Source organism: Burkholderia cepacia complex sp. TUM26381, assembly GCF_057439935.1.
The window spans coordinates 1,457,386-1,474,286 of record NZ_CM172007.1 but is presented as its reverse complement, the minus strand read 5'-3'; the positions used below and the strand labels follow the sequence as shown (position 1 = coordinate 1,474,286).

The 16,901-nt window shown below is 66.4% G+C and carries 16 protein-coding genes; 12 read left to right on the top strand and 4 right to left on the bottom strand.

Features of this window, described 5'->3' with window-relative positions:
• Window positions 1–203: 203 nt before the first annotated feature.
• On the bottom strand, window positions 204–503 hold the full coding sequence (locus ACWMMN_RS23335; protein ID WP_059240402.1) for a YXWGXW repeat-containing protein: 300 nt from the start codon (window positions 501–503) through the stop codon (window positions 204–206).
• Between the two features lie 301 nt (window positions 504–804).
• Here ACWMMN_RS23335 and ACWMMN_RS23330 point away from each other — a divergent pair, with 301 nt between their 5' ends.
• The 8 genes from ACWMMN_RS23330 (at window position 805) to yddG (ending at window position 10,290) form a co-directional block, all read left to right on the top strand.
• Window positions 805–2,490: a purple acid phosphatase family protein gene (locus ACWMMN_RS23330; RefSeq protein ID WP_059240401.1), complete on the top strand. Its 1,686-nt coding sequence runs from the start codon at window positions 805–807 to the stop codon at window positions 2,488–2,490.
• 97 nt (window positions 2,491–2,587) lie between these two features.
• Complete coding sequence (locus ACWMMN_RS23325) at window positions 2,588–2,875, top strand: hypothetical protein (protein ID WP_174991185.1); 288 nt, start codon at window positions 2,588–2,590, stop codon at window positions 2,873–2,875.
• Between the two features lie 234 nt (window positions 2,876–3,109).
• The gene (locus tag ACWMMN_RS23320) at window positions 3,110–3,841 is read left to right on the top strand and encodes a GntR family transcriptional regulator (RefSeq protein ID WP_059240399.1); all 732 of its coding nucleotides are present in this window, start codon (window positions 3,110–3,112) and stop codon (window positions 3,839–3,841) included.
• A gap of 85 nt (window positions 3,842–3,926) precedes the next feature.
• A complete protein-coding gene (locus ACWMMN_RS23315) occupies window positions 3,927–5,246 on the top strand; it encodes an NAD(P)/FAD-dependent oxidoreductase (protein ID WP_486424012.1) in 1,320 nt (439 codons plus the stop codon).
• A 135-nt stretch (window positions 5,247–5,381) separates the two neighbouring features.
• Window positions 5,382–6,713, top strand: coding sequence for an MFS transporter (locus tag ACWMMN_RS23310; RefSeq protein WP_486424011.1), 1,332 nt, complete (start codon window positions 5,382–5,384; stop codon window positions 6,711–6,713).
• Window positions 6,714–6,794: 81 nt separating this feature from the next.
• The gene (locus ACWMMN_RS23305; protein ID WP_174991188.1) at window positions 6,795–7,703 is read left to right on the top strand and encodes a dihydrodipicolinate synthase family protein; all 909 of its coding nucleotides are present in this window, start codon (window positions 6,795–6,797) and stop codon (window positions 7,701–7,703) included.
• A complete protein-coding gene (locus ACWMMN_RS23300) occupies window positions 7,703–9,205 on the top strand; it encodes an aldehyde dehydrogenase (RefSeq protein ID WP_486424010.1) in 1,503 nt (500 codons plus the stop codon). Before ACWMMN_RS23305 ends, ACWMMN_RS23300 begins: the two co-directional genes overlap by 1 nt.
• Window positions 9,206–9,345: 140 nt before the next feature.
• Window positions 9,346–10,290: an aromatic amino acid DMT transporter YddG gene (gene yddG, locus ACWMMN_RS23295; RefSeq protein ID WP_155627282.1), complete on the top strand. Its 945-nt coding sequence runs from the start codon at window positions 9,346–9,348 to the stop codon at window positions 10,288–10,290.
• A 59-nt stretch (window positions 10,291–10,349) separates the two neighbouring features.
• Here yddG and ACWMMN_RS23290 read toward each other — a convergent pair whose 3' ends face one another.
• Together ACWMMN_RS23290 and ACWMMN_RS23285 are read right to left on the bottom strand one after the other, a co-directional pair.
• The gene (locus ACWMMN_RS23290) at window positions 10,350–10,982 is read right to left on the bottom strand and encodes a LysE family translocator (protein WP_059240979.1); all 633 of its coding nucleotides are present in this window, start codon (window positions 10,980–10,982) and stop codon (window positions 10,350–10,352) included.
• A 118-nt stretch (window positions 10,983–11,100) separates the two neighbouring features.
• Window positions 11,101–11,997, bottom strand: coding sequence for a LysR family transcriptional regulator (locus tag ACWMMN_RS23285; RefSeq protein WP_486424009.1), 897 nt, complete (start codon window positions 11,995–11,997; stop codon window positions 11,101–11,103).
• Between the two features lie 312 nt (window positions 11,998–12,309).
• On the opposite strand from ACWMMN_RS23285, the gene ACWMMN_RS23280 reads away from it, so the two are divergent.
• Entirely contained in the window at window positions 12,310–13,158 is an 849-nt protein-coding gene (locus ACWMMN_RS23280; RefSeq protein ID WP_486424008.1) for a sulfite exporter TauE/SafE family protein, read from the top strand.
• A gap of 369 nt (window positions 13,159–13,527) precedes the next feature.
• Here the strand turns inward: ACWMMN_RS23280 and ACWMMN_RS23275 are convergent, their stop codons facing one another.
• Window positions 13,528–14,478, bottom strand: a complete 951-nt coding sequence (locus ACWMMN_RS23275; protein ID WP_256086310.1) for a LysR substrate-binding domain-containing protein — start codon at window positions 14,476–14,478, stop codon at window positions 13,528–13,530.
• On the opposite strand from ACWMMN_RS23275, the gene dsdA reads away from it, so the two are divergent.
• The 3 genes from dsdA (at window position 14,477) to ACWMMN_RS23260 (ending at window position 16,883) form a co-directional block, all read left to right on the top strand.
• On the top strand, window positions 14,477–15,907 hold the full coding sequence (gene dsdA / locus ACWMMN_RS23270; RefSeq protein ID WP_486424007.1) for a D-serine ammonia-lyase: 1,431 nt from the start codon (window positions 14,477–14,479) through the stop codon (window positions 15,905–15,907). The genes ACWMMN_RS23275 and dsdA overlap by 2 nt on opposite strands.
• A gap of 53 nt (window positions 15,908–15,960) precedes the next feature.
• The gene (locus ACWMMN_RS23265) at window positions 15,961–16,218 is read left to right on the top strand and encodes a hypothetical protein (RefSeq protein WP_059240390.1); all 258 of its coding nucleotides are present in this window, start codon (window positions 15,961–15,963) and stop codon (window positions 16,216–16,218) included.
• A gap of 365 nt (window positions 16,219–16,583) precedes the next feature.
• The gene (locus tag ACWMMN_RS23260) at window positions 16,584–16,883 is read left to right on the top strand and encodes a DUF4148 domain-containing protein (RefSeq protein ID WP_059240977.1); all 300 of its coding nucleotides are present in this window, start codon (window positions 16,584–16,586) and stop codon (window positions 16,881–16,883) included.
• Window positions 16,884–16,901: the final 18 nt, after the last annotated feature.

The window sequence follows — 16,901 nt, the reverse complement described above, 5'->3', positions numbered from 1 at the left end:
CGACCGTCGGCCGGCGCGCTCAATATACGACGACCGGCGCCGGCCGGTAATACACCGGACGGGCCGGCACCACGACGCAGCCGGCCAGCACGATGGCTGCAACCGCCAGTATCACGATGGTTCGGAAAGGCATGGCTTCGACTCATGAGGTGGCGTGAAGAATCCGCCGCGCCGGCAACACGTGCCGCGCGACGGCGTACGCATCAGGCCCAGTGACCCGGCACCCAGCGCCAGGCCGGGCCGCGTGCGGCCCAGTGCCCGGGCACCCAGTGGTAACCGACACGCACCATTTGCCAGTGGCCCGGAATCCAGACGTAACGGCCCTGCCGCCAGTGCCAGTGCCCCTGGTCCCATACGTAACCCGCGCGCGGCGCCGGCATCACCTCGACGCGCGGCGGCGGCGGTGCGTAAGGCGCGACGATGACGGCCTGCGCGAATGCGGCGGAGGCCGCGAGCGCGGCCACGCATCCGGCGGCGAATCGCAATGGCACAGAAAGTTTCATGAAAGACTCCGAAGTAACGGGCATCGACCAGAAGCGGCCGTTCATGCGTTAAACGGCGCGGGCGAAAAAATTCCGTCGCGGAATCTGCAAATAAATCTCGTGAGGATCGAACGGAGGTCGAAGCGGGCCGGCTGCCGCGATGCGCGACCCCGCGGTTGCCGTCCTGTCACACCGCGGCAAAACTGCCCTTCGACAATGCATGCGACCGGGATCCCGCTCGTTTCCGGCCCACGCCCCGGCCGTGCTCTCGCATGGCCGCGCGGTTCCGCATCTCGCGTCCCCATCAACGAAAACACCGACCATGTCGAACCAGGACACTCTCCCCGATCAGCCGAACGAGCCGGCCGCCTCCGTGTCGCGTCGCGGCTTCCTGAAACTCGCCGGCGTCTCCGGCCTCGCCACCGCTGCCGGCGGCCTCGCGGCCGCCCGCGCCGCCACGTCGACCCCGGACGGCACACCGGAACAGGTTCACCTGACGTGGGGCAACGACCCCACGTCCGACGTCGTGATCTCGTGGGCGTCGCTCGCATCGGCCGTCAATCCGCGCGCCCGCATCGTCGCCGACGGCGAGCCGGCGCGCACCGTGCACGGCGTCCAGCGCCTCTACACCGACGGCCTGAACGGCGAGACGGTGTTTGCGTACCACGCGCGCGTGCACGGGCTGAAGCCGAATACGCGCTACCGCTACGAGATCACGGCCGACAACGACAGCAATGCCGCGCAGCCGTTCTCCGCGAACTTCTCGACCGCGCCGCGCGGCCGTGCGCCGTTCCGCTTCACGAGCTACGGCGATCTCGCGACGCCCAACGGCGCGTGGGTGCTGTCGTCGCCGCAGAGCCGCTTCGCGGTGCAGGCCGTCGAGCAGTTCCAGCCGCTGTTCCACCTGCTGAACGGCGACCTCTGCTACGCGAACCTGAACCCCGGACACCAGCCCGAGGTGTGGCGCGATTTCGGCAACAACAACCAGACGTCGGCCGCGAACCGCCCGTGGATGCCGTGCCCCGGCAATCACGAAATCGAGTTCAACAACGGTCCGCAGGGGCTCGACTCGTATCTCGCGCGCTATACGCTGCCGGAGAACGGGACGCACTTCCCCGGCCGCTGGTACAGCTTCCGCGTGAGCTCCGTGCTGTTCGTGTCGCTCGACGCGGACGACGTCGTGTACCAGGACGCCGCCGCGTTCGTCGGCGGCCCGGCGCCGCTCGTACCGGCCGCGAGCACCGGCCGCCCGCCGATCGAGCCCGGCACGTCGTTCTACGTGCGCGGCTACAGCAACGGCGAGCAGACCCGCTGGCTCGAACGCACGCTCCGTCATGCCGCGCATGACGACGACATCGACTGGATCGTCGTGCAGATGCACCAGGACGCGCTCAGCTCGTCGAAGACGGGCAACGGTTCCGACAAGGGCATTCGCGAAGCCTGGCTGCCACTGTTCGACCGTTACGGCGTCGATCTCGTGCTGTGCGGCCACGATCACGACTACGAGCGCAGCTATCCGGTACGCGGCTGCAATCACCGCGCGGGCGTCGACGCGACGACCGGCGAAGTGGTCGAGACGCTGCAACCGCGCCCGGTCGGCTCGAACGATCCGGACCGCACGAAGTTCGACACGAGCCACGGCACGATCCATCTGATCCTCGGCGGCGGCGGCACCAGCGCACCGCTGGACGTGTACGGCGAAAACCCGTCGACCGGCTTTGCCCAGGCGAAGGTATTCACGAAGCCGAACCGGCCGGTGCCGGGCACCGCGCCGAACACGTTCGTGCGCCAGCCGGCCGACGCGCTCGAGGATGCGATCTGGTCCGCGCGCCGCGACACGGGCACCGGCTACGGGATTGCGGTGTTCGACCACGATCCGGGCAAACCGGGCGGCCATACGACGATCACGATGCGCTACTACCACGCGCCGGGTGCCGACCAGCACCCGACCGCGCAGTACGAGCTGTTCGAAACGATCGAGCTGAGCAAGAAGCGGCACGAGCGGTGATTGGGCCGGCGCCCGCTGCGGCGGGCGCCGGTTGCCTGGCCGTCGACGGACGGGATGCGGTGGCCCGGGTTAGACTGCCCGCCTCGCACACCGGCCCATGCAGATGAGCTTCGAATACCGCATCCACACGACTCCGTCGGCCGCCGCCTTCCATGCCATCGCGAATGCGCTGCGACAGGCGCATGGCGACATCGACATCGATCCCGCCCGACACCGGCTCGAGGTTCGGGCGGACACCGGCGGCTGGCCGCCGATCGGACTGTCTGCCGACGAAGACGGCTTCTTCCTGGTCACGACGCTCGGGCCAACGCGGAACGCCATGCTCGACTCGATCGGACATGCGCTGTCGGCGATCGGCGCAGTCTGGCGCATCGATGACGCATGACCCGCGGCCCCTTCCAGCGACTCGCCTGACCCGGCCGCACACGCCGCTTCGCTCCAGCGTCGACGCCCGCCGTTCGGCCCGCGCGGCTCCGCCCCTATAAGCTACGCATATCCGGACGCGACAGGTCGTGTCCGCACCTGCCTCGTCCGTGCGCCAAGATAACGCGTAAACCCTTATTTTTACTTAGTCTATTCTCAACCTAAACTGTGTCTATAGTTTGTAGACAATGAAATCATGTCGAGACAGAAGCTTCAGACTGCCGCGCCGGATGCCGAATCCGGCGGTTCGGCAGATCGCAAGAACATCATGGCGGAGACACTGCGGCGGCGCATCGTGAGCATGGAGCTCGCGCCCGGCGCCGTGGTAGACGAGCTCGCGCTCAGCGAGGAGTTCGGGCTCTCGCGCCCGCCGGTACGCGAGCTGATGCGCCAGATGGCGGCGGAAGGCTATCTCGAGCTCGAGCCGAACCGGCCGGCCCGCGTGTCGCCGATGGGTTATCAGTCGCTGCGCAGCTTCTTCCTGGCCGCGCCGCTGATCTACGTCGCGACCACGCAGCTGGCGGCAAGCCACGCGACGGCGGAAGAAGTGGAACGGCTGAAGGCGATCCAGGCGCAGTTTCGCGCGGCGATCGAGCAGAACGATCTTCAGGCGCGCGTGCTGCAGAACGACGCGTTCCACTTCGAGATCGGCCGGATCGCGCGGAACGCCTACTTGATGCCGAGCCTGCGCCGGGTGCTGATCGACCACGCGCGCCTCGGCAAGATTTTCTACCGCTCGCCGACGACGAGCGACATGCAGCAGGACCTGGAAAAAGCGGTGGAGCAGCATGACGAGATCATCGAAGCGATTGCGCAGCGCGACGCGCAGCGCGCCGGTGAACTGGTCCGCAGCCACATGGAGCTGTCGCGCCGCCGCATGGCCGAGTACGTGATTCCCGAAGGCCTCGACGTACCTATCCAGTTTTAATCACCGCGCAAGACGGTGCACGTTCGATCGTGCGCCGCTTCTTCATGGTTACGATTAGTACTCTTTACAGATATTGGATTCAGGAATGCAGAATGTTACATCGCTTCCCTCCGACGACAGGATGTGCGGCTGGTATCACACCAGCCGGCAGCGCCAGCCCAGGCCGTCGCACAGCGGGGAATCCGGCGCACGCTGGGCCGTCGTCGGCGCCGGTTTCACCGGCCTCGCAGCCGCCCGCCAACTGGCACTGAATTTCCCGGATGACGAGATCATCCTCGTCGATGCGCAGGAAGTCGGTTTCGGCACGTCGGGGCGCAATGCCGGTTTCGCGATCGACCTGCCGCACGACATCGGTGCCGACGACTACATCGGCGACATTCCGACTGCCCGTACGACGCTGAAACTGAACGTGCTCGGCCAGACGATCCTGCGCAGGCTCGTCGCCGAGCACGGCATTGACTGTGCGATGAGCGCGTCCGGCAAATACCAGGCGGCCGTCGAAGCACGCGGCATTGCCGTGCTCGACGCGTACCGCCGCGGCCTCGACAAGCTCGGGCAACCTTACGAGATGATCGAAGGCAAGCATTTGCCCGGCCATATCGGCACGTCGTTCTACCGGAAAGCACTGTTCACGCCCGGCACCGTGCTGATCCAGCCATCGGCGCTCGTGAAAGGACTGGCCGACTGCCTGCCGCCGAACGTGACGCTGTACGAGCACACCCCGATCACCGACGTCGAGTACGGCGAAAGGATCGTGCTCGCACATCGCAACGGCCGGATCACGGTCGACAAGCTGGTGCTCGCGAACAACGCGTTCGGCATGCATTTCGGCTTTCTGCAGCACACGATGCTGCCCGTGTTCCTGTATGCGAGCCTCACGCGGCCGCTGACCGGCGCCGAACAGGCGCAACTGGGCGGCAAGCCGTTCTGGGGCGTGATTCCGGCCGACCCGTACGGCAGCACGCTGCGCCGCACGCACGACAACCGCATCCTGGTGCGCAACAGCTTCAGCTTCAACCCCGACGGCCGCCCGCGGGAGAAATACCTGCCGCGTTTCGCCGACCGGCATCGGCTGTCGTTCGACCGCCGCTTCCCGATGCTGCCGGAAGTCGAGTTCGAATACACGTGGAGCGGCTCGCTCGCGCTGTCGCAAAACCACAAGGGCTTCTTCGGGCAACTTGCGCCAAACGTCTATGGCGCACTGTGTTGCAACGGGCTCGGCATCACGCGCGGTACCGTGACGGGCACCCTGCTCGCCGACTGGCTGGCCGGCAAGCGCAGCGACCTGATCGATTTCCTGCTGGAAACGTCGGGACCGAACCGCACCCCGCCGCAACCGTTCCTGTCGATCGGTGTCAACGCAACCCTCTGGTGGGGCCAACGCAAGGCGGGACTCGAAAGCTGAACCGGCTGAGACGAACGTAGCACCGGCAAGAAGCCCCTGGAAAATCGATACAGATTCACGCATTACGCTTAGTACACCACATCAATAAATCGCGCGATCGTATTCCGCGCTCAATTTCATGGAAGGAGACAGGCAATGTCAACGAATCGCAACTCCATCGAGGATGTCCCGCTCAATGGATTCCATCAGCTGCTCACGATCCGCTCGGGCGGCGGCTGGCTCATGGACGGCTATGTGCTGAGCATCATCGGCGTCGCGATGGTGCAGTTCTCGGCCGCACTCAGCCTGACCAACTTCTGGCAAGGCATGGTCGCCGCATCCGCACTGATCGGGATTTTCTTCGGTGGCTTCCTCGGCGGCTGGCTCAGCGATCGGCTCGGGCGGCAAAAGCCGTACTTCTTCGGCCCCGTCATATTCTTCGTCTGCTCGCTTGCGCAGCTCTGGGTCCAGTCGGGCGAAGCGCTGTTCGTGCTGCGCTTCCTGATCGGCATCGGCGTGGGCATCGAATACCCGGTGGCCGGCTCGCTGCTCGTCGAGTTCATGCCACGCAAGTATCGCGGGCCACGCCTCGCGATGCTGACGATCATCTGGTTCTTCGGCGCGGCGCTCGCCTATATCGTCGGCAACATCATCCTCGGCAGCGCCGGCCCCGACGCGTGGCGCTGGGTGCTGGCCAGCCCGGCCGTGATCGGCCTCGTCCTGTTCGTCGTGCGCATCGGCACCCCCGAATCGCCGCGCTGGCTGCTCAGCAAGGGCCGCATCGCCGAGGCCGACGATGTCATCCGGAAAGTCTACGGCCCGTCGTTCTCGGTGAAGAACCTGCCGGAAGAACAAGCCGGGAAGAAGATCTCGCTGTGGGCGCTGCTGCACTCGGGCTACGGCAAGCGGATGCTGTTCGTGTCGGTGTTCTGGAGCTGCTCCGTGATTCCCGTGTTCGCCGTCTATTCGTTCGCGCCGCGCGTACTCGAAGCGCTGCACCTGACCGGCAAGTGGGAATCGTTCGGCTCCGTCGCGATCACGCTGCTGTTCGTGGTCGGCTGCATCGTCGCAACGCGGATCATCAACGAACTGGGCCGCCGCGCGATGGTGATCCACAGCTTCCTGTGGTCCGGCCTCGCGCTGCTGGGCCTCGGTGCGTGCGCCGGTGGCTCGGCCGTACTGATCCTCGTGCTGTTCGGCGCGTATGCGGTGCTGATCGGCGGCGCGCAGGTGCTGCAGCTCGTGTACCCGAACGAAATCTTCCCGACCGACATCCGCGCGTTTGCGGTCGGTATGGGCGCGTCGCTGTCGCGCATCGGCGCGGCCATCGGCACCTGGCTCGTGCCGATCGCGCTGCAGACCGTCGGCATCGGCAACACCATGTACGCCGCTGCTGCCGTCTCGTTCGTCGGGTTGGCCGCCTCGCTCGCACTGGCGCCCGAGACGCGCTCGCTCAGCCTGCAGGAAGCCGCGTCGCTCAACCACTGACCCCGTCACCCGCGCGCTGCCGCGTTCGCGGCCGCGCGCCTTTCGTCAACCCGACTGTTTCCATTTCCGCGGAAGAACATCATGAATTTCGAAGGCATCTACACCCCGGCCATCACGCCCCTGAACGACGCCGGCCAGATCGACAAGACCGCATTCGCCGACGTGATCGAATCGCTGATCGCGGCCGGCGTGCACGGCATCATCATCGGCGGCTCGACCGGCGAGTACTACGCGCATACCGCACAGGAACGCTTCGACCTCGGTGCGTGGGCGCGTGAAGTGATCGGGTCGCGCGTGCCGCTCGTGATCGGCACCGGCGCGGTGCGCACCGAAGATTCCGTCGAGTACGCGAAGGCAGCGAAGGCCGTGCGCGCCGACGCGATCCTGGTCGGCTCTCCGCCCTATGCGCTGCCCACGCAGCAGGAGAACGCGGCACACGCACTGGAGATCGATCGCGCAGCCAACCTGCCGATCATGCTGTACAACTACCCGGGCCGGATGAGCGTGTCGATGGGCCGCGAGTTCTTCCGCACCGTCTGCGACGCATCGAAAAACATCGTCGCGATCAAGGAAAGCTCGGGCCAGCCGGGTCAATTGCACATGCTGGTACGCGAGTTCCCGAACATCAGCGTGTCTTGCGGCTGGGACGACCAGGCACTCGAATTCTTTGCATGGGGCGCACGCAGCTGGGTGTGCGCGGGCTCGAACTTCCTGCCGGCCGAGCACATCGCGCTCTACCGGGCGTGCGCGATCGAAAAGGATTTCGACAAGGGCCGCCGGATCATGTCCGCCATGATGCCGCTGATGGATTTCCTCGAAGGCGGCAAGTTCGTGCAATCGATCAAGTACGGCTGCGAACTCGCGGGGCTGCGTGCCGGCGGCGTACGCGCACCGCTGCGCGCGCTCGACGAGCAGGACAAGCAGGCGCTGGCCGCGATCGTTGCCGGCATCAAGCGTGAAGTCGCCGCCGTCACCGGAGGCAACGCCTGATGGCCGACCTGCTCAGTGCGTCCGAATACGCGGCGCTGGCCGCGGACCTGCGGTTCCCGACCGGGCCGTTCATCGATGGCGCATTCCGCGCGTCCAGCACCGGCGACGCGTTCCCGACCGTCAATCCGGCCACCGACGCCGTACTCGCCCACATTGGCGCGTGCAACGCCGCCGACGTCGACATCGCGGTCGCCAATGCGAAGCAGGCATTCGACGACGGCCGCTGGCGCAAGCTTGCGCCGTCACGCCGCAAGGCCGTCCTGCTGAAGTTCGCCGATCTGCTCGAGCAGCATGCGCACGAACTCGCGACGATGGAAAGCCTCGACAGCGGCAAGCCGATCCGCGAGTGCCAGAACACCGACGTGCCCGAGACGATTCATACGATCCGCTGGCACGCGGAGCTGATCGACAAGATCTACGACAACACGGCCCCTGTCGGCAGTCATGCGCTGGCGCTGGTCGTGCGCGAACCGATCGGCGTCGTCGGGCTCGTGCTGCCGTGGAACTTCCCGCTGCTGATGCTCGCGTGGAAGATCGGCCCGTCACTCGCGGCCGGCTGCTCGATCGTCGTGAAACCGGCAAAGGAAACCACGCTCACCGCGCTGCGTGTCGCGGAACTCGCGCACGAAGCCGGTGTGCCGGCCGGCATCTTCAACGTGCTGCCGGGCGGTGGCAAGGAAGTCGGCGAGCCGCTGGGCCGGCACGCGGACGTCGACATGGTGAGCTTCACCGGCTCGACCGACACCGGGCGGAAGTTCCTCAAGTACTCGGCCGAATCCAACCTGAAGCGCATCGTGCTAGAGTGCGGCGGCAAGAATCCGGCGGTCGTGCTGCCCGATGCGCCCGATCTCGACGCGGTCGCGCAGCACATCGTCAACGGTGCGTTCTGGAACATGGGTGAGAACTGCTCGGCGTCGTCGCGGCTGATCGTCCACGCCGACATCAAGGACGACCTGCTGCAGCGGATCGGCGTGCACATGCGCGAATGGACGATGGGCAACCCGCTCGACCCGGCGCACCGCATCGGTGCGATGGTCAGCAAAGCCCACTTCGAGAAAGTCCGTTCGTACCTCGTGCAAGCCGAAGCGGAGCGCCTGCGCGTCGCATTCGGCGGCCGGACCGGCGACGGTATTTTCGTCGAGCCGACGGTGGTGGACGGCGTGAGCCCGCATAGCCGGCTGTTCCGCGAGGAGATCTTCGGCCCCGTGCTGTCGGTGACGACGTTCACCGACATCGGCGAAGCGATCGCACTCGCGAACGACTCGGTCTACGGGCTCGCCGCATCGGTCTACACCGGCAACCTGAACCACGCGATCCGGCTGTCGCGCGACATCCGTGCGGGTGTCGTGACCGTCAACTGCTTCGGCGAAGGCGACGCGACGACGCCGTTCGGCGGCTACAAGGAATCCGGGTTCGGCGGCCGTGACAAGTCGGTCTGGGCGCACGACCAGTACACCGAGATCAAGACCATCTGGATCGACGTCCCCGCGGCCCCCGCGTAAACGCGCCGCGTTGCATGGCCGGTTGCGGCCGCCGCCTCGTGTGGCGAACGCAACCGGCTTGTTCCGTTTGCGATCGCAGCACGCGCGAACGGCCCCGTATCATCCGAAATCGAATTGGCATGTTGAAACAGGCAGGAAGCATGAAACGCAAGAACAAGGCAACGCTCGCCGGGCTCGGCGCGGTGCTGTTATGGGCCTCGGTGGTCGCGCTCGTCCGCGGCGTCAGTGAAAGCCTCGGCGCGACCGGCGGCGCCGCGATGATCTATACGGTGGCGTCCGTGCTTCTGCTGTTCACGGTCGGCTTCCCCGACCTGAGCAAGTTCCCGAAAAGCTATCTGCTCTGGGGTGGCCTGCTGTTCGTTTCGTACGAACTGTGCCTCGCGCTGTCGATCGGCTATGCGAGCAACGGGCAGCAGGCGATCGAAGTCGCGATGGTCAACTATCTGTGGCCGAGCCTCACGCTGGTCGCCGCCATCGTATTCAACAAGCAGCGCGCAAACCTGCTGGTCGTGCCGGGCGTCCTGCTGTCGATGCTCGGCATCTGCTGGGTGCTCGGCGGCGACCAGGGCCTCGATCCGGCCGGCATGCTGCGCAACGTCGCGGACAATCCGCTGAGCTATGGCCTCGCATTCATCGGCGCGCTGATCTGGGCCGGCTATTGCACGGTGACGGCCCGCCTCGCCGACGGCAAGAACGGCGTCACGCCGTTCTTCATGCTGGTCGCCGCCGTGCTCTGGATCAAGTTCGCGATCGAGGGCGGCGGCGGCATGACGTTCAGCGTTCACTCGGTCCTGTATCTCGTGCTGGCGGCGTCGGCGCTGGGGTTCGGCTATGCGGCCTGGAACACCGGCATCATGCACGGCAACGTGACGGTCATCGTCGGCGCGTCGTACTTCACGCCGGTGCTCGCCGCCGCGCTTGCCGCGACGCTGTTGCACGCGCCGCTGTCGGTCGAGTTCTGGCAAGGCGCATTGATGGTGTGCGGCGGGTCGATCCTGTGCTGGCTCGCGACGCGCGGCCGGCGCCGTGAAACGGTCGAACCCGTTCGGGTCGGCAAAGAAGCCGAGGGCAACTGTCACGGGTGACGATGCACGGCGCTTTCGGCAAGCGCGCCGGACGATTGCCGGCTGTCCGCCGCCGCGCGCTAGCGTTGCGACTCCAGCGCAATCCGCGCGGCCAGTCCGGCCAGCACGGTGCCCATCAACCAGCGCTGCGCCGACGCCCAGAACGGTCGTCCCGCGAGAAAACCCGCGATCGAACCGGCGGCACAGGCGATCAGCGCGTTGACGCTGACGCTCACCGCGATCTGCACGCAGCCGAGCATCAGCGATTGCGCGAGCATGCTGCCGTGTCCCGGCGAAATGAACTGCGGTAGCAGCGACAGATACATCACCGCGATCTTCGGGTTTGCGAGGTTCGTCACGAAGCCCATCGTGAACAGCCTGGCGCGGCTGTCGTGCGGCAGTTGCCGGACCTGGAACGCAGAGCGCCCGCCCGGCTTCAGCGCCTGCCACGCCAGGTACGCCAGATACAGCGCGCCGGCAAAGCGCAGCGCATCGTATGCATACGGCACGGTCATCACGAGCGCGGTGATGCCCAGCGCCGCGCACACCATGTAGAACACGAACCCCAGCGCGACACCGCCGAGCGACACCAACCCGGCGCGGCGACCCTGGCAGATCGAGCGCGAAACCAGGTAAATCATGTTCGGTCCGGGCGTCAGCACCATGCCGAGCGACACGAGTCCGAACGCAAACAGGGTGGGCAAGGCCGGCACGGCAATCTCCTTCGACACACGACGAACAAGGTGCGATCAATGTATTGCATCTTTGTCATCGCCGGCATGAATAAAATGCAAGTCGCGCATGAACGGCGTTCATCGTGCCAGCTGGTTGTCAGCTGCCCTTTTTCGCGCGCGTCCGGATTGCCCTTCCTGCGTTCGCACGTTGTGCGTCGACGAGCCTCACGAACGCGTCGGTGACCGCGTTGCCTGCGGTGTTCCACGACAGCCGCACGGAGCGATGCAGCCTCGGCGACAACTCCAGCACGCGGCCGCCGAACGGCGTGTACGTGAGCGTGATGCGCGGAACGATCGACACGCCCATGCCGGCCTCCGCCATCGACAGGATGGTGCGCATCTCGACCACGTTGAATGCGGCGCGAAGCGGTGCGCCGCCGCGCGCGAAATAATCCGCGATCACCGGCCCGCACCCGGCCTTCGAGAAAATGAACGGTGCCGTGGACAACTGCCTGGCCGACACGCGCTTGCGGTCGGCAAACATGCCGTCCGCGGCCACCGCGACGAAATCCTCGTCGAGCAGTGCCAGGTTGTGCGCGAACGTCTTCGTGCCGGCCACCACGCCGACGTCGGCCGTCCCGTCGTCGATCCACCCTTCGACTTCGCTGTCCGTGCCTTCGAGCAGCACCGCCGATACGCCCGGATGCATCTCCTTCAACGCCTCGAGCGCGGGCACCACGAATGCCAGCGAGACGCTCGGCAGCGACGCGACCACCAGCCGCCCTTCGAGCTTGCCGCGCGACAGGCTGAACTGCTGGCGCAGCATCTGCGCTTCCCGCACCACGCTCTGGACGTACGGCCACAGGCGTTCGCCCGCCGCCGTCAGGACGACCGGCTGCCGGTCGCGCCAGAGCAGCTTGACCTCCGTGAGGTCCTCCAGCTCGGTCAGCGCATGACTGATCGCGGACTGGCTGCGGCTGAGCCGGTCCGCCGCGGCCGTCAGCGAGCCGAGCTCGACTACGGCCGCCAGGGCCTGCAACTGGGCGAGCGTCATCGGGTTTCCTTGTTCCGGGACCATGTACACCGCGCATGACGCGGGCTTGCGACGTGAATTATATTGAACCGGTGCCTCGTTCACCCGGAGGCCACACGCACCGCGCAGCGCGCGCCGGATGCCCGGCGCAACGCTCAGGTAAGATGCGTCCTCGAACCGTCGCTTCGATTGACTGCGCATCAGGCTTGCACGACAGGCCGTGCCATGCGTTCGGATCACCGGTTCACGCCAATCCAGAACAACATGCGTGCAGGATCGCAACGGGCTGCGTCGACCGCGCTCGCTGCCGGATCTGCCGCGACATGCCATTCCATGATGCATTTCAATCTGACTGAAGGTGTGCTGGTCTCCAGCCTGCAGGGGCTCACCTCGCTCGAGCTGGCCGGCATCGCCGTCGCGCTGCTGCTGGGCGGGATGGCCAAGGGCATCACGGGCATCGGCGTGCCGTTGATCGCGATGCCGATCCTCAGCCAGTTCCTGCCGATCCGGCACGCTGTGCTGCTGCTGTCGATGCCGATCATCCTCGGCAACATTCCGCAGGCGCTGGAAGGCGGCCAGGTACTCGCCACGGCGCGGAAGATCGCCGCACCGATCGTCGGCACCGTGATCGGCAACGTCGTCGGGGTGGCGATCCTGCTGTCCCTCAATCCCGGTCACGCGCAGGCGGCATCCGGCGCATTGCTGATCGTGGCCGCGACGCTGATGCTCGCCGCGCCGAAACTCAACCTGCCGCCAGCGTGGCAGAGGCCCGTCGGTTTCGCACTCGGCTTCGGCGCGGCGCTGATGGAAAGCATCGCATCGGTTCCCGGCCCGCTGCTCGCCACCTACCTGATTTCATCGGGCGCGACCGGGCGTGTCTTCACGAAGCAGATTGCGATCATCCTCGTGGTGTCGATCGTCACGCTGATCACGACGTTCAGCGGCGCCGCGCACGCGAGCGGCGCCGACCTCGCGATCTCGGCGGCGGCCAGCCTGCCGGCGATTGCCGGCATGTGGCTCGTTCGCCCGCTGCGGGACAAGATGTCACCGAAGCTGTTCCGGATGGTCGTGCTGCTGTTCGTGCTCATCGCGGCATCGCAGATGATCTGGAAATCGGGCGTGTTCCGGCACGGCGGACCGTCTGCCGTCCAGACGGGCAGCGCGCACGCGATCAAGCAGTAGCCGCATGCCGCACGCGCGTCGATCGCGCATGCGTTCTGAAAGCTGCAACGCGTAGTATTCGCGGACCCGGCGTATCGCCCCGCCCCAAGGTGCGGACGATACGTGTCAGGCTTTACTACGCGCACGCTGATGCCGACATCGGCGCTGCCACGTTTTCAGAGGCAAGAAATGGAAACCTATGTGTTGCTGGGCTGTGGATTCGGCCTCGGCCTGTTGATCGCGATCTGGGGAATCTGGTCGCTCAGATAAGCCGCCAGGCCCCGTTCATGCGCAAGCCATCCGTAGGGCAACGGATGGGAAACTGTAGTTTGCAGCCATGGCTTCAATCTTGTTGCTTCGCACTCCGATCCAGTTGTCCCGCAGCGGCCGTTACACACGCCGCTCCGTGTTCGACAGCACGCGCGACCGGGTTTCGCCGAATCGCACGCATTCGGCCTTGAGCCAGTCCGAAAAGGCGGCGGTACGCGGATCGTCCGGGTTGCGCGACAGCAGCATGTAGCGTGCCGGCGCACGCACGTGCGCGCCGAACACATCGACCAGCCGTCCGCTCGCAATCTCGTCATGCACGAGCGCCGAGCGCCCCATCGCGACACCCTGATGGTTCAACGCGGCCGTGATCGCCAGGCTGGAAAAATTGAACTGCGGCCCGTCCAGATGCGCGATCCACGCCGGCCGGACGGCCTCCAGCCACGTGCGCCACTCGACGAACTCGGGCGCGCCGCCCCACGGAGCGGCATCGTGCAGCAACACGACGCCGTCCAGCGACGCCCCGCCGGCGAACGCCGGATGCTGCGCCAGATACGCCGGCGTGGCGACCGGAAACAGGATTTCGTCGAGCATCGCCTCCGCATGCAACCGGCCGTATTGCACCGGGTCGTAGCGCACGGCGACATCGATGTCGCCGGCCTCCATCGCCTGGCGGTCCAGCACCTGGAATTCGGCCTGTACGCGAACCGACACGTTCGGCTGCTGCCGGTGAAATCCGGTCAGGCGCGGCATCAGCCATTGCAACGCAAACGACGGCAGACAACTGACCTGCAGCGGTGCGTCCGACATGCCGAGCGCCTGCAGCGTGCGATGGATGTCGCCGAACGCGCCCGACATCGTCCCGAGCAGGATCGCGCCCTTCTCCGTCAGCCTCAACCCGCGCGCCTGGCGCACGAACAGCGGATAGCCCAGCCGGTCCTCCAGATTCCGGATCTGCTGGCTCACGGCGCTTTGCGTCAGGTTGAACGCGTGCGCCGTCTTCGTGAAGCTCAACAGCCGGCCTGCCGTTTCAAAGCAGAGCAGCGCACCGAGGATCGAACCGTCCAGTCGCATGAATATAAGTCAGGCTAATGTGTTGATTAGAAATCGGCGCTTTTGCGCCGTTGACCGGAATCGTAGCATTTCGGTCCTGTATCCCGATCAACGAACCCGAGGCCGATCCGTGACCGTTACGCTTCAACCTGCCGATCTATTAGCCAGACTGCAATCTCGCCACCCGCTGCTGTGGCTGAACCCCGTGACCGGCCGCCCGTTGCCGCCGGACGCGCCCTCGTTCGACGCCATCGCTGCGGCCGAAGCGAGGCTGGCGCGCTGCGAGCCACTGATGGCCGAGCTGTTTCCGGAGCTCGCGGCCACCGCGGGGAAAATCGAATCGCCGCTGATGCCGGCGGACGGCTTGCAGCGCGCGTTGTCGCACGCGGCCGACGCGCACGGCGCCTGGTTCATCAAGCGCGACGACGCGTTGCCGGTCGCCGGTTCGATCAAGGCGCGCGGGGGCTTTCATGAGGTGCTCGCGCTCGCGGAGTCGATCGCGATCGACCACGGGCTGCTCGCCCCCGCGGGCGACCGGCGGATCCTCGCATCGGCCGCTGCGCGCGCGTTGTTTGCCACGCATACCGTCATCGTGGGCAGCACCGGCAATCTCGGTCTGAGCATCGGCGTGATGGCCGCCGCGCTGGGGTTCGAGTCGGTCGTCCACATGTCGACCGATGCGAAGCCGTGGAAGAAGGCCCGCTTGCGAACACGCGGTGTCAGCGTGGTCGAGCACGACGGCGATTACGCGCAGGCCGTCGCAGCCGGCCGATCGCAGGCATGCCATCAACCGCGCAGCCATTTCGTCGACGACGAAGGCTCGCTGATGCTGTTCCTCGGTTACGCCGCGAGCGCCCGGCACCTTGCGGCACAGCTCGCCGAATCAGGCCGCCGCGTGGACGCCGCACATCCGCTCTTCGTCTATCTCCCGTGCGGTGTCGGCGGCGCGCCGGGCGGCATCACGTATGGCCTCAAGGCGCTGTTCGGCGAGCACGTGCATTGCTTTTTCGCCGAGCCCGTCGCGGCGCCATGCATGCTCGTCCAGCTGGCCGCGGACTCCGGCAAGCCCGCGTCCGTCTACGACGCGGGCCTCGACAACCGGACCGAGGCCGACGGGCTGGCGGTGGCGCAAGCGTCGCATCTGGTCAGCCCGCTGATGGCGTCGCAGTTGTCGGGCGTCTTCACGGTCAGTGACGACCAGCTCTACGCGCAGTTGCTCGCGGTTCAACGCGCCACGGGGGTGGAGCTGGAGCCGTCGGCCGCTGCCGCCGTCGGCGGGCCAGGCTGGCTGGCACGCTCGCCGGCCGGCCGGGACTACCTGCGCCGTCACGCGATCGACCTGCACGCGTCGACGCACATCATCTGGGCGACCGGCGGCTCGCTCGTTCCGCCGGAAGAACACCGCCGCTTCCAGTCTCATGCGAAGGCGCTCGCCGTGCCCGGCGCCTGAGGCGTTCCGCCCCGCGCTCTGCCCCGTTCCCGAAGACCGGTTAGACTGTCCGGATGGAACAATGCCGTTATTGCCAGAGAATCCGCGATGAATGGGATTGCCATGGAGACGAATGTCGCCAGGCAATCGCCAAGGCGCTGCGCCGGCAGCGTGCGGGCCTGCCGATGGTGCCCGACCGCATCCGCAACGAGCTGCCGTCCGGCGCCCCGACCCAGCAGGTGATCGCCGTCCTGTCGCGACAGCGCCTGCGCGCGCGCCGCGGCAACGAGGAACGCCGGGAACGCAAGGAAATCGACGACGACGGGGTCTGATCCGGCCGTCCCGCCGCCCGGCGCGCCCTCTTCGCCGACCCTTCGCCGACCCTTCACCGACTCTTCGCCGACCCTTCGCCGCCCCTTCGCAGACCCTTCGCAGACCCTTCGCCGACCCTTCGCCGACCCTTCGCCGCCGGGCGCTCGCCCGCGCGCCCCATCTGCGTTTCCCTTCCGCGCCCGCCCTTGCAATCCCCGCAACACGGATTAGGGACAGAAGACGTTTATCTCGAAATTATTACCTCGAGCGCAACGATCTTTCACCAAAACTCACGTTTACCCTAGGTCGCCCGACGCCTACGATGTAATCAACCGCTTACGACATGGTGTCGAACGCGGAAAGCCAACAAACATCGGAGGTCATCATGAAATCGCTCGTTTCCGCAGTCGTTGCCGCCGTCGCCCTGTCCGCCTCGTTCGGCGCATTCGCACAAAGCACCGTGACCCGCGCCCAGGTGCGCAACGAACTCGTCCAGCTCGAGAATGCCGGCTACAAGCCGAGCCAGTCGAGCCCGTACTACCCGGCCGACATCCAGGCCGCGCAAGCCCGCGTGCACGGTGTCGACAGCACCGGCTTCGGTTCGCAGCCGGCCGCGGCGGTCGAGGGCGGCGCACCGGTCGTCAAGGCGCAGACCCCGCGCGACTCGGTCTACTTCGGCCACTAAGCCTGCCGCTGCGCGCCC